This window comes from Pauljensenia sp. 20925_1_25 (assembly GCF_041433955.1).
Lineage (GTDB): Bacteria > Actinomycetota > Actinomycetes > Actinomycetales > Actinomycetaceae > Pauljensenia.
Genome location: NZ_JAPWCL010000009.1, coordinates 51,011 through 65,794, shown reverse-complemented (window position 1 = coordinate 65,794; position 14,784 = coordinate 51,011). Strand labels below are relative to the sequence as shown.

Genomic DNA, 14,784 nt, shown 5'->3' with positions numbered 1-14,784 from the left:
TCCAATGAAGGGAGCCGAAGATGGCCCATCGGAAACTCTTGTCACTGGCGCTGGCGGTAGCCGGCGCCCTGGCTCTGACAACAGTCAGCGTGCCAGCGTCCCTCGCGGACGACACGCAGGCGACGGAACCCGCCTATGCCTCGTCCTCTCAGGAGAACGAGGGGCTGTACTCCGTGGTCATTGTCCAACTGACCGACGACGCCCCCGATCTCGCCACTATGAAGGAACGCGTCGCCGCGTCCGTGGTGGCGGCTGTGCCGGGGGCGACCACCACTGTTACACGCGACTACACGCACGCTCTGCGAGGATTCGTCATCCAAGCACCGCCAAATTCTGTCAACGCGATCAAGGCCACGCAGGGCGTCAAGAACGCCTTCGAAGACCGATACTTCAACTTGATTGAGGAACAATACAAGGCAACTGGTGACGTGCAGCGTGGCCCCGAGTCTGACCCCTCGCAAGCGATTGCGATGGACATGACGCAGGCCAAGCACGCGAGTCCCACCGGTAGGGGACAGGTCATCGAAATCATTGACAATGGTGTCGACACCGCCCACTCCGCCTTCGCGGGTTCCGTGGAGGGCGCGCGCCTGTCTCAAGCGGACGTGACCTCCCTGGCGACCACGCTCGGTGATGGGCAGGGCGGCGGCTGGGTCAGCGAGAAGATCCCCTTCGCGTACGACTACGCGGACGGTGACGTGGACGTAGCCTATCCAGCACCTCCCGAATTTGCCGGTACTGAATACGATGCCCGATACGCTCACGGCACCCACGTGGCCGCCCTAGCCGTCGCGAACAGCGCGCAGTTCCGGGGCGCGGCACCGGACGCGCAGCTCATCGTCGCCAAGGTGCTTGGCGACAAGGAGGAACACGTGCGAGACAGTATCCTACTGTCCGCCCTGGACGATGCGATGGTCATGGCCCCCGACGTCCTCACTGTGTCCGTGGATGAGCCGTTAACGACGAACGCTGAGGCCAACGCCGTCTACGCGGATGTCTACGCAGCTCTAACGCGCAAGGGCATCTCCGTGAACGTGCCTGCCGGAGACTACACCTCCGTGGCGTACGGGAACACCAACTACGGGGCCTATCCGTACACGAGTGACGCTGATTCGGGCGCGCTCATCGCTCCCGCGCTTGACTCGAATACTCTAGCGACGGCGTCGGTTAACGAGGCTGAATATCTGCACTACGTGTCACTGGGGGAACATGCGATTGCCTGCCGCTCGGTGCAGATGAGCCGTGGAGGGCAAGGACCGGGGCTTGATGCTCTCGATGACGGAACCTACAAGGTGATCGACGTGGGAGCTGGCGGAACCGATGTGCTACAGAAATACATGACAGACGACCATGAGGACCTGTCTCGTACGATCTTCCTGGAGGAGGAAGATGGCTGGGATAGTCTGGCTAAGGAGTCCTTGCGTGTAAAGGACAAAATCCGTATCGCCCAAAACATCGCCGCAGGGCCTTCTGCGCTCATGATCGCCGGGTCCTACGACTATCCTTCCCCGCAGGTGGAGGACGTCTATGAGGCCTTTACTCTGCCGACCGTGACCATAACGAAGCACGATTACGACGCTCTGCTAGCCGCAATCGAGGCATCCGGTCAGGGCTTTGCCGAGGTGACCCTTACGCGCGGTGCCACCACCTGGGTACCCTTGGAACTTACCCCGTCGTACTTTTCGTCCTGGGGCGTGACCCCGGATCTGCGTCTCAAGCCCGAGATCGCGGCCCCCGGCGGTGCAGTCTTGTCCGCGCTGCCCGGTAACGAGTACGGTCGCAGGTCCGGCACGGCCGAGGCCTCGGCTCAGGTTGCGGGTATTGCTGCCCTCGTGCGTCAGCGTATCGCCGCCGATCCGATGTTTGCTGGCATGAGTGCCGCCGACAAGGATGCGGTGGTCGCGAACTTTCTGATGGGCACTGCCCACCCGGTGGTGGACGCGACGCAGGCGGATGGCGCGTTCTACTCTCCGCGTCAGGTCGGCTCTGGCCTGGTGGACGCGGTGGGGGCTACGACCTCGCCGGTGTACCCGAGCGTGGTGGGAGCCGCCAATCCGTCGCGCCCCAAGGCCGACCTGGGTGACGGTACGAACGGGTGGACGTTCCAGGTGCAGCTGACCAACGTCTCTGACATCGACCGCACCTACACGCTCGGCGGCCAGGCCCTGTCCGAGAACGTCAAGAAGGATTCCTTCACGACGCACTCCACCAACTGGGCAGGTAAAGGCATTGACCTGACCTTTTCGACCGACTCGGTGACCGTCCCGGCTCAGTCCAGCGCGAGCGTGACCGTCACGGTGACCCCGAAGGCCGCTTTTGCCTCGTACGCGAACGCCAACGCCCCCAAGGGCACGTTCATCGACGGCGCCGTCACCTTCACGAGCACGGACGGGCAGCCCGACCTGACGGTTCCCTACATGGGCTTCTACGGCTCCTGGGGTGACCCGTCCGTCTTCGACGGCAAGTGGAGCGACGGGACAGGCTACTACTACCACATGTACGGTTCTTCCCTGCGAAATATAGCGACGGGGATGCCGCTCGGTTCGGCCAACCCGTTCAATGAGTACGCTGATATCAGGGAAGCGGGGATATCCGACCCGGCGCTCTTCTACGCCTCTCGATCAAGCGAGCATGAGGCACCAACCCGCATCGCCCCGTACACCTTCATGCTGCGCCCCGCTCGTACCCTGACCTATAGTTACCTCAACGAGGTAGGGACGGTCGTGCGCTCATACACTCGTGAAAATGTCCGCGCGTCATTCGATGAACATAACTACTACGGAAATATCTTCGCCTGGGTCGAAGAATACGGTCGTCAGCCTGTCTTTGATGGCTACGATGAGGCGGGTAATGAGCTGCCTGACGGCCCCTACAAGTTGGTCATCGAGGCCGAGACCTACGCTCCCTCCAGCGCGAAGCAGCAGCTGACGTGGGATTTCACGCTGGACACAAAGGCTCCCATCGTGTCGAACGTGAAGCTCACCGGCGAAGGAGACGCTGTTGCACTCTCCTTTGACGTTGTTGACTTCGCACCCATCGCTGCCTACGGGTTCTCCCTAACAGCTGACGGCGACTCCTTCCTGCGGGAGACATTCGAGGAAGCGGGCGACCGGTCGGATGACGGACTCTATCATCGACACGTCGACGTGCCACTCTCGACGCTTGTCGAGCGCGCGGGCAAAGGTTCGGATCTCTCCACGCTGTCCCTGCAGGTGTGGGACTGGCCTAAAAATAAGGGCGTCATGCCGGTGTCCGCGACCCCCGTTTCGATGACCTCGCTGACACTATCGGAGGAATTCGTTTCGCTGTTGGTGGGGGAGACAGTCACGCTGTCCGCTTCCCATACGCCGGTGGAAGCGAACGTGACCGATGTCGTGTGGTCCTCCTCGGACGAGGCCGTGGCGACGGTGAGTGCGGATGGTGTCGTGAGTGCGGTGGGCGCGGGGGATGCGACTATTACGGTTGCTGACTCGACCCAGCCTTCTGTGATGGCCAGTGCGACCATTCACGTCAATGCTCCTGTTCCCGCGCCGAAGGCTGGCGTGTGGAAGCGTGGGGCGCACGGCTGGTGGTACCGATACGAGGATGGTTCTTACCCGTCTAACGCGACCCTGGTGATTGATGGTTCCACGTATCGTTTTGATGCGGCCGGGTACATGCGCACCGGGTGGGTGAAGGATCAAGGTGCCTGGTATTACCACGAGGCGTCGGGTGCTCAGGCCAGCGGCTGGGTGTTTTCTGGTGCGCGTTGGTACTACCTGAGTCCTGACAGCGGTGTGATGGCGACGGGGTGGGTGCAGGTGGGGTCCACCTGGTACTACCTGAATCCCTCTGATGGGGCCATGGCTACCGGGTGGCTGAAGGAGGGTGGCTACTGGTACTACCTGCAGCCCGGCAGTGGCGGGATGGCGACGGGCTGGCTGAAGATTTGGGGTACCTGGTACCACTTCGCCGATAACGGTCAGTTGATCAGCTAGGTGCCTGAGCTGAATCGCTGAACCCTGCGCCCGCGCCTCCCGGTCAGATTATCGGGAGGCGCGGGCCTTCGTGGCAGTGGCATGCGGAGACGACTATCTGGTTGCTTGCCGTGCCCAGCCGGACCCCTCATCGGGGTGGTTAAAATCTGAACATACTATTAGACAATATGTCCCGCGAAAATACTTGTATATTAGATAAATAATGGAATCTGAGGCAGCTGAGATGCTTGATAGTTAGGGAGTAGGTTGGGGTTTGCTGTGAGGCAACTCGCATAAGCGAGATCTCATTCATGGTCATAACCTCAACGAAGTGAGCCGCACATGTCCCATCGAAAACTCTTGGCACTGGCATTGACAACCGCCGGTGCGCTCGCCATGACGGCAATCAACACACCGGCCTCCATCGCGGATGACACCGGGGCCGCAGAGTCCACCCAGACCTCGTCCGCCGACCAATACGAAAACATCGTCGTGACGATCATCGTCCAGCTGACGGACGACGCCCCAGCGCTCGCAGACATGAAGGAACGCGTGAACGCTGCCGTGGCGGCTGCTGTTCCCGGGGCGAGCGCCACGGGCCTGCGCGAGTACACGCACGCCCTGCACGGCTTTGCCATCAAAGCGCCAGCCTCATCCCTCGCAGCGATCAGGGCGACGCCGGGCGTGAAGGCCGCCTTCGTGGATCGCGACAGCGCCACGATCTATAACGTGTACAGCCCCGACAGTTTCGGTAGCAAGGGCAAGGATCATGACCCCTCGCTCTCGACCGCGACGGATATGACGGCGGCTGCCCAGGCCGCCCAGGTGGGGTCGGGGCAGGTCATCGAGATCATCGACACCGGCTTCGACACGAGCCACAGCGCATTCGCAGGTTCCGTGGAGGGCACGCGCCTGTCTCAAGCGGACGTGACCTCCCTGGCGGCCACGCTTGGTGACGGGCGGGGCGGCGGCTGGGTGAGTGCGAAGATCCCCTTCGCCTACGACTACGCCGACGGTGACGCGGATGTGGCATACCCCGCTCGAGATGAATACGCCGACCAAACCTATGACGTTCGATACACCCACGGCACGCACGTCGCGGCCCTTGCAGCCGCCAACGGCTCGGAGTTCCGGGGTGCCGCGCCCGACGCGCAGCTCATCATGGCGAAGGTTCTTGGCAATGATGATCAGAACATTAACGATAGCGTTTTGTTGGCCGCCCTCGACGACGCGGCCGTCCTGACCCCCGACGTTCTTGTCGTGTCCGTCGGAGATGATTCCGGGCAAAATGGCGACGCCTTGGCTGTCTATGCCGACGTCTACGCCGCCCTGGCGGACAAGGGTATCGCTATCAACGCCCCCGCCGGTGACTACACGTCCGCCGCGTGGGGCAACTGGAATAAGAAGGACCAACCCTTTGTCACCGACGCCGACTATGGCGCGATCATCTGGCCCGCGCTCGACTCGAACGCCCTGGCAGCTGCCTCCCTCGATGAGGTGAAGAGGACCGATGGCCAGCCCCTGCCTGACGCTTCCCCGTCGTACTTTTCGTCTTGGGGCGTAACCCCGGATCTGCGTCTCAAGCCCGAGATCGCCGCCCCCGGTGGGGCCGTCATGTCCGCGCTGCCCGGTAACGAGTACGGTCGCAGGTCCGGCACGGCCGAGGCCTCGGCTCAGGTTGCGGGTATTGCTGCCCTCGTGCGTCAGCGTATCGCCGCCGATCCGATGTTTGCTGGCATGAGTGCCGCCGACAAGGATGCGGTGGTCGCGAACTTTCTGATGGGCACTGCCCACCCGGTGGTGGACGCGACGCAGGCGGATGGCGCGTTCTACTCTCCGCGTCAGGTCGGCTCTGGCCTGGTGGACGCGGTGGGGGCTACGACCTCGCCGGTGTACCCGAGCGTGGTGGGAGCCGCGAATCCGTCGCGTCCCAAGGCTGACCTGGGCGACGGTACGAACGGGTGGACCTTCCAGGTGCAGCTGACCAACGTTTCTGGCACCGACCGCACCTACACGCTCGGAGGCCAGGCGCTCTCGCCGACCATTGAAGGAAACTCTTTCACATTCCGCTCCACCAACTGGACGAACACGGGTATCGGTCTGGCCTTCTCGACCGACTCCGTGACCGTCCCAGCGAAGTCTAGCGTCACCGTGACCGTCACGGTGACCCCGACAGCCGAGTTTGCCTCGTACGCGAGCGCGTACGCACCTGTCGGTACCTACATCGACGGTGCCGTCACCTTCACGAGCGTGGACGGGCAGCCGGGCCTCACGGTGCCCTACATGGGCTTCTATGGCTCCTGGGGCGATCCGTCCGTCTTCGACGGCAAGTGGGATGATCCCTCGGGTGGCGGTGTGCACCTGCGCGGATCCACCTTCACGAACCTGATGTCGGGCATGCCGCTGGGCGACGTCAACCCGCTCTACAACCACAATGACATCCGTGAAGCGCAACAATCGGACCCGGACCTGTTCTACGTCTCCCGGTCTGATGAGTGGCTTGCCCCCTCACGCGTCGGCCCCTCGACGTACACGCTGCGCCCCATTGACACCCTGACCTACACCTACCTCAATGACGCAGGACAGGTCGTGCGCTCCTACACCCGCTCGCACCTCCGTGCATCCCTACATAGCCACGAGATTCCCTACGGTAATCTGGGTATCGACGTTGAGGAATGGACGGACGAACCCTACTTCGATGGCTACGACGAGGCGGGTAACGAGCTGCCCGACGGCCCCTACAAGCTGGTCATCGAGGCCGAAACCTACGCCCCCTCCAGCGCGAAGCAGCAGATGACGTGGGATTTCACACTGGACACGAAGGCTCCCGTCGTGAGCAACATGACGATGGTGCCCACGGGCGAGAACGCCTACTCGCTGTCGTTCGACGTCACTGACTCCGCGCCTATCGCCGGATGCGGGATCTCGCTGGACTCGGGTAAGGGCTATGTCCAGCGCGAGTACGAGGAGGAACCCGCCGCGCGGGGTGAGGACGGGCTGTTCCACGCCCACTACGACCTGAAGGACGTGCCGTTCACCGCGATTAAGGACAAGGGCGATGAACCGTCGACGCTGTCCCTGGATGTGTGGGACTGGGCCAAGAACAAGGGGACGACGAAGCTGCCCTCCTCCCTCGTTCCCATGACGAAGCTGTCGGTGTCGCCTGAGTTGGTGTCGCTGGTGGTGGGGGAGAGTGTGACGCTGTCCGCCTCGCATGAGCCTGTGGATGCGACGGTGACGTCTGTGGTGTGGTCGTCGTCGGACGAGGCCGTGGCGACGGTGAGCGCGGATGGTGTCGTGAGTGCGGTGGGTGCGGGGGATGCGACTATTACGGTTGCTGACCCGACCCAGCCTTCTGTGATGGCCAGTGCGACCATTCACGTCAATGCTCCTGTTCCCGCGCCGAAGGCTGGCGTGTGGAAGTGGAGTGCTCGTGGGTGGTGGTACCGATACGAGGATGGTTCTTACCCGTCGAGCACGGCCCTGGTGATTGATGGTTCCACGTATCGTTTTGATGCGTCCGGGTACATGCGCACTGGGTGGGTGTTTGAGGACGGGCAGTGGTTCTACCACTCCTCTTCGGGTGCTCAGGCGACGGGTTGGGTGCGCAGTGGTGTGTACTGGTACTACCTGGATCCCGCCAGCGGTGTGATGGCGACGGGGTGGGTGCAGGTGGGGTCCACCTGGTACTACCTCAGCCCCGACAGTGGTGCGATGGCCACTGGGTGGCTGAAGGAGGGTGGCTACTGGTACTACCTGCAGCCTGGCAGTGGCGCGATGGTCACTGGGTGGCTGAAGATTTGGGGTACCTGGTACCACTTCGCCGATAACGGTCAGTTGATCAGCTAGGTGCCTGAGCTGAATCACTGAACCCCGCGCCCGCACCTCCCGGTCAGATTATCGGGAGGCGCGGGCCCATTTTGTCGGCAGGAGACGGGGTAAGTGTGACAGTCAACAGTTCCGCGTTTTTCATTGTTATTGCAGGTAATGATTGATTAGAAAGGTGGCGTTGAGCAATGTGATGGCAGTGCGGAGATATCTTCCAGCAGGTACACGCTTAGACTTCCTGGGATTATGTGTGACAGACTGCGGTGTCATCATTCGACACGGTAGCCTCACGCATGCTTGTCAACACACGGAGAAATAGTGTCCCATCGAACTCACGTAGCCCTGTCGTTTGCGCTGGTCGGTGCCCTGGCCGCTGGCGCACTAAGCGCCCCCGCCGCACTCGCGGCGGAGACGGCCGTGGCCGCCCATCAGGGCAACGTGCGGGCCTCAGCATTTGTCAGCCCGAGCCGGGATGTCCTGACGCAACATCTGCGATTGTGGCCGGGAAGTACCGCGCTCGTTCCCGGACAAGCCGTCATGTTTGAGGCACTGTCTGACACGTCACCGGTCGATCACTCCGAACTCACATGGACGTCGTCGGATACCTCGATCCTCGCCGTTGACGACAAAGGCTTCGTGACGGCCATCGGTGAGGGTGAGGCCACGATTAGTGTGAAGCGTCGCGCCGAGCCAACTGACGTCGCTTCCGTTCCCGTTCGGGTCCACGCTGTTTCCGAGGAGGCCGGAATCGAGCTGTCTGCCTCGTCGATGGTGTCCACCGTCGGCAGACCCATGTTCCTCAACGCGCTCCTGGCTCCCTCTCTGCGGGGCAGCCGCGTCGAGTGGGCGCTTAGCTCCGCATCGCTGGGTTCCATTGCTCCCGACGAGGGGGAGTCCACGGCCATCTTCACTCCTTCCATGCAGGCGGGCGTCGGCACACTGACCGCAACCGTGACGACCCCCGCGGGCGTTGTCAAGACCGTCACCGTGACAGTTGATGTCCTAGCAGACGATACGGGCGACTTCGTCATGGACGACAGTGGCGTCCTCATTGCGTATCGGGGAGCTGACGCCGAGGTAGACATCCCTGCGGGCGTGAGCGCAATCGATTCGCGCGCTTTCTCCGACACAACCCTGCGTACGGTCCGTATCCCCGCGAGCGTCCGCCGCATCGACGATGAAGCGTTCTACGGAACCAGCCTGGAGGAGATCACTTTCCAGGATGATGAGGCCGCTCCCTCCGAACTCGCAGAGCTGGGCAGCCGCGTTTTCTCCAACACCAACGTCCAGACGCTCACTCTGCCGCGTTCCCTCGTCACCATCAACCGCGACGCCTTCGCTGACATGAGCAAGCTGACCTCCGTCCACCTGGGGCCGAAGGTCGCCGCGGACCAGCTCGTCGGCTCCTTCGCGAACACCCCCGAACTCACGCGTATCCAGGTCGACGCTGGCAACCCCAACTACGAGAGCCTTGACGGTGTGCTGTATACACGCGATCACACGCACCTGATCGCCTACCCGGCGGCCAAGAACGCGGGAGGGGCCTACACGGTCGTGAGTGGGACGACGGACATCGACGACCTCGCCTTCCTGGGAGCACAGGTCGAATCTGTGACGTTCCCCGATACCCTGCGTCGCGTCGGTGACCAGTCTTTCGAGGGAGCAGCCCTCACAACCCTCACGCTTCCCGACGGCTTCGAGACCATGGGGGCCTCGGCGTTCTGGCAGATGCCCGCGCTCGTCTCCGTCGACCTGGGTGGGGCCACGGGCGTGTCCACCAATGCTTTCCGCTACGATGCCGCGCTCAGCGAGGTCACCTTCCGGCCCGACCTGGGTCGTCTGACCTCCATCGGTGAGGGTGCATTCGTCGGTATTTCAGCGACGACAATCACTATACCGGACACTGTGTCAACCATCGCTGAGGAAGCCTTCTCGAAGAACCCAGCCCTGACCTCGTTCCACGTCGGTGCATCCCTGAACTCCCTCGGAGACTACGCCCTAGGAGAGAACGACAACCTCGCCACCCTCAGCGTCAGCCCCGCCAACGCCTCGTTCGTTGTCGATGACGGAGCGCTCTACCACAACGACTCGTCCGTGCGGACCCTGGTCCGCTATACGCCCGCGAGTTCCGCCAGCGAGGCGACCGTGGCCGCGGGGACGACGGCGGTCGGGGCCGGAGCCTTCGAGAATGCCACGTCGCTGCGGCGCGTCATCCTGCCCGAGGGGCTGACCGCCATCGGCGACGAGGCCTTCGACGGCTGCGCGAACCTCGTCGATATGGTGATCCCGGCTTCCGTCGAGGTCGTCCGAGGGCTGACAGGCACCGGCCTGGACACCATTGAACTGGGGGCACAGGTGCGCGACCTGTCGCTGACCCCGCGAGGTGCCCGCAGCGTCCGTCACCTCATCGTGCGCGGAGGCATCGACGGCACCTTCTACAGTGAAGGAACATCGGAGGGCGGACGTCCCGAGAGCGCCTTCTTCGGAGAAGGGATGACCAGCTTCACCTTCTGGGGCGAGATGCCGCGCGTCCTGGTGCTTCCTGCTACCGCCACGAAGGTCGCCCTCGCCGAGGGAATGGCCCCTGAGCTCAAAGCGGACACGAGCATCTACGTGGCCTCCGCCGAGGGGACCTCCGCGTGGACTATCGCGACGGCTGCGATGGAGAGCGCGGGCTACGACGCCTCGCGCTTGTCGGTGTACGAGGCCCCGACGCTGGGCGTGTCTGGCACCGGCATCGCCGAGGCCGGGGATGGGTACGCGCTCACGGTGTCCCCGGGGGTGCCCGCGACGGTGGAGATAACAGCAGGCGGCGGCGTGGCGACGGGGCGCGAAGCCCGCGTCGTGCGGGTCGGAGCGAACACAACCGAGACGCTCCTGCAGGACTGGACTGCCATGACGGATGTGGCGGAAGAGAAGGCGTCAACGCTCACCTACACGTTCACGCCGTCTCTGACTGACAGCGAGCTGCGCGTCGACGTCCGCGACGCATCAGGTATTCGACAGTCGGCCACAGTGAGTGTGACCGTGAACCGTGTCCTGCCCCCGCTGCCCCTGCCCGATCCGAACGACGATCCCACTCCTGCGCCGGTGGAGGATCCAGATCACGCCGGTGCCAAGCCCTCGCCGGTCACCGACGATGATCCCAAGCCCGCTCCCGCGCCGAGTCAGGCGCCGGGTCCCGCCCCGAGCCAGGCGTCGATACCCCAACAGCAGACGGGGGAGTGGGTCTGGGGTGCTCGTGGCTGGTGGTATCGCTACGCCGATGGCTCCTATCCGGTCGGTACAGCTGTGACTATCGGTGGTCGGGTTTACCGCTTCGATGTGGCTGGCTATATGCGCGTCGGCTGGGTTCGTGACAATGGTGCCTGGTACTACCACCTGCGTTCGGGCGTGCAGGCCAGTGGGTGGGTCGTCGATGGTGGCTCGTGGTACTACTTGACGCCCGGCAGCGGAGCGATGTCCACCGGGTGGGTGAGCGACGGATGGGCCTGGTATCGGTTTGCCGACTCAGGTCAGTGGGTCGAGTAGTCGAGTGACCTAGCGCGAGGGCGTGGTCGACCGAGTGGTTGGCTGCGCCCTCGCGTTACTTTCATCCCATGTTCTTCAGTGTGTCACGTGTATCGAGCGGTGTTTTCTCGTGGGCTTAGTTGTGCGTATGTGCATTCTGAACAGCTGGGTGAAAAAGCCTATAACCTAACATGTCACATGTTTGACATATGCTGAGAAAATATGACAAAAAGAGCGTCTATCAAGGGGGCAACATACTAGGCTTGAGAACGGATTACGCCACATAGCAGTGGGCGTTCCCCTCCACTAGTTCTCAACCAAGCGAGGTGTACATGTCCCATCGAACATTTTCAGCGGTCGCGCTGGCAACGACCGGCGTCCTGGCCCTGACCGCGCTGAGCGTGCCTGCGGCCACCGCCGCGGGCACCGGTGTGACCGGAGCTCTCCAGCCCGCAACAGTTGAAGCACCCAGTATCGGTGTGCCGACGACGAGGCTGGACGTGTGGCCGACTGCTACCGACCTGGCACTGGGCCAGAACGTCATCTTCGACGCCTCCTACGATTCAGGAAACTTCGACCCCGGCATCATCGTCTGGAAGTCTTCGGATGAGTCGGTTCTTACCGTCGACCAGGAAGGACACGTCAGCGCGGTCGGTGTCGGTGAGGCGACGATCACCGTGACCGACAAGGATGATTCGAGCCTGACCTCCACGTCCACGGTTCAGGTCCGTGAGGTCCCCGAGGACGTGGGTATGGAGCTGTCCGTCCCCGAGGTGTCGGCCATCTTCAATCGGCAGGTCTACCTGCACGCGCTCCTCGCCCCCTCCCTCCAGGGAAGCGCAGTCACCTGGAGCATGGACCCCACCACTCTTGGGGCGTTCTATAGCCGTGACGATGCATCGTCGATCGACTTTCAGGGTGCTGAGCAGGCGGGAACCGGCACGCTAACCGCGACCGTCACGAGCGAGGCGGGGGTGACTAAGACTGTGACTGTGCCCGTGACGGTCCAGCCCGATCCGCGCGGCGACTTCATCACGGACGATGACGGTGTCCTCGTCCAGTACCAGGGAAAGAGTCAGGACGTTGAAATCCCCGAGGGTGTCACGGGCATCTCTTCCGGTGCTTTCCCGTCCCAGCTGACCAAGGTGTGGGTGCCCGCCAGTGTGCGCACCATCGACTATGAAGCCTTCAAAGGCACCAACCTGCAGGAAATTACCTTCCAGGATGACTCGGCTCACCCCTCCCAGCTCACAGCAATCTACGACGAAGCGTTCTCCAACACCCCTATCGAGACGCTGACGTTGCCTCGCTCTGTGCAGACGGTCGTCGGTGCCTTCAAGGGCATGGCGGGCCTGAAGACGCTCCACCTGGGACCCAATATCGGCCCGGGTCTCCTAGTTGGGGACTTCCAGTACACGCCGAGGCTGACGACCATCGACGTGGATCCGGACAACGCGAACTACACCAGTGACGAGGGCGTTTTGTACACGAAGGACCACTCGAGCCTCATCGCGTACCCGACGGCCAAAAACCCTGGAGGGAGCTACGCCGTCCTCGAGGGGACGACCACCATCGAACAGTCCGCTTTCGAGAACGCACAGGTTGCTACCGTGACGATGCCTTCTACGTTGCGGACTATCGGCTCGCAGGCATTTACGCATTCACACCTGACCTCGCTGACATTGCCCGACGGCTTCGAGAGCGCGGGGTATTGGGCATTCGCGTACGCGGAGAAGCTGACGAGCGTCGATATTGGAGGTGCCACGTCCCTGCCCGACGGTGCCTTCATATACGCTCGCAGCCTGGCTAGTGTGAACCTGCGACCGGACCTCGGCAGGCTCACGATGCTTGACGGGAGTGCCCTGATGGGGACCGCCCTGACCTCTCTGACCCTGCCCGATAGTGTCACGTCCATCGGGCAGTGGTCTCTTGCGAGCAACACCTCCCTCACACAGCTGCACCTGGGAGCGGGCCTGTCATCCATTGGCTCCGGTGCTCTCAGCGGTGACACCGCCTTGGCAACCGTGACCGTGAACCCAGCCAATGCCTCGTTCTCTGAGGTAGACGGCGTCCTCTACACCAAGGACGGGGCCAGCCTGATCCTTTACCCGGCGTCCCGAGCTGGCAACGAGTACGAGGTGCCCGCCGGGACCACTGCGATTGGGTACCAAGCGTTCAACAGGGCCAGATCGCTTACCCGGGTCATCCTGCCCGAGGGGCTGACGACCATCGACTACTCGGCCTTCGAGGGGTGCACCAACCTGGTAGACATGACCTTCCCCGAGTCGCTTGAAGTCGTTCGCGGCATCCAGAACACCGGCCTAGACACCGTCATCCTCGGATCGAAGGTGCGTGAACTCTTCATGCCCACGCGCGAGAACCTGGCACCTCGCCACCTCATCGTGCGCGGCGGCGTGAATGGCAAATACTACACCGACGGAGAACCCTCCAACGGCCGTATCGAGAGCGCTTTCTTCGGAGAAGGTATGACGAAGGTGGACGTGCGCAGCAAGGGCCCCAAGGTCATCGTCCTGCCCTCGACCATCACCTCCTTCCAGCTCGACCCCTTCTCCTCGCCTGGCTACAAGACCGACGCGCAGGTCTACGTGGCAGCGGCCGAAGGATCTCCCGCATGGGAGGTCGCCAAGGCCGAACTCGTCAAGGAAGGCATCGACCTGTCCCACCTGCACGTCTACACCCCCGCCCAGCTCACGCTGAAGGGCCTCGACGCTACCAATGACGAGGCCGGGGGCGCGCTTGCGTGGAAGGACGCGTCGGTGAGTGTCACCGCCACCGTGAACGGTGGCGTGCCCGAGGGCCGCGAGCTGCGCGTCACCCAGGTCGGCGCGGACGGGACTGAGACCCTCGTCCAGGACTGGACGGCAATGAACGCGGGTGACGGGGACGCCTCGACCCTGGCATTCTCGTGGACGCCCACCGAGGGCGCGCCGTCCTTGCGCGTTCAGACGCGCGACATCACGCACGTGAGCGTCGAGCAGACGACGGAAGCTCAACTCTCGCCCGCGCGCGTGACGGGAGAATGGAGCCGCACGCTCTTCGGCTGGCGCTACGTCTATCCGAACGGCACGTATGTCAAGAGCCAAACCATCATGATCGACGGCAAGATCTACCGATTCGGCTCGGATGGCTTCATGCGCACGGGGTGGATCTACGACGAGGGCGCATGGCGCTACCACGACTCCTCCGGTGCCATGCAGACCGGCTGGGTGAATGTCGAGGGAGGTTGGTACTACCTGACGCCGGGAAGCGGCGCGATGGCCAAGGGCTGGCTCAAGGACGGTGGAACCTGGTACCACCTGAGCGTCAACACCGGACGCATGACCACAGGCTGGCTGCGCGGTGACGACGGGTGGTACTACCTGCGCCCCAGCGGTGCGATGGCCACCGGCTGGATCCAGATCGGGTGGACCTGGTACCAGTTCTCCGACAGTGGCAAGTGGATTCACTAGGATCCGGCGCATAATCCCAG

General features: G+C 62.9%; 4 protein-coding genes. All 4 read left to right on the top strand.

Annotated elements, in window-relative coordinates; genetic code table 11:
• Nucleotides 1-20: 20 nt before the first annotated feature.
• Nucleotides 21-3,977, top strand: coding sequence for a S8 family serine peptidase (locus tag O3932_RS05645; protein WP_371536837.1), 3,957 nt, complete (start codon nucleotides 21-23; stop codon nucleotides 3,975-3,977).
• Between the two features lie 321 nt (nucleotides 3,978-4,298).
• Entirely contained in the window at nucleotides 4,299-7,805 is a 3,507-nt protein-coding gene (locus O3932_RS05640; protein ID WP_371536835.1) for a S8 family serine peptidase, read from the top strand.
• 297 nt (nucleotides 7,806-8,102) lie between these two features.
• Complete coding sequence (locus O3932_RS05635; RefSeq protein ID WP_371536833.1) at nucleotides 8,103-11,315, top strand: leucine-rich repeat protein; 3,213 nt, start codon at nucleotides 8,103-8,105, stop codon at nucleotides 11,313-11,315.
• Between the two features lie 311 nt (nucleotides 11,316-11,626).
• On the top strand, nucleotides 11,627-14,764 hold the full coding sequence (locus O3932_RS05630; RefSeq protein WP_371536830.1) for a leucine-rich repeat protein: 3,138 nt from the start codon (nucleotides 11,627-11,629) through the stop codon (nucleotides 14,762-14,764).
• The last annotated feature ends 20 nt before the right edge of the window (nucleotides 14,765-14,784 follow it).

Bases quoted from the DNA above. Each gene is read 5' to 3' on its own strand.
- O3932_RS05645 (WP_371536837.1), top strand. From the start codon at position 21: ATGGCCCATCGGAAACTCTTGTCACTGGCGCTGGCGGTAGCCGGCGCC.
- O3932_RS05640 (WP_371536835.1), top strand. From the start codon at position 4,299: ATGTCCCATCGAAAACTCTTGGCACTGGCATTGACAACCGCCGGTGCG.
- O3932_RS05630 (WP_371536830.1), top strand. From the start codon at position 11,627: ATGTCCCATCGAACATTTTCAGCGGTCGCGCTGGCAACGACCGGCGTC.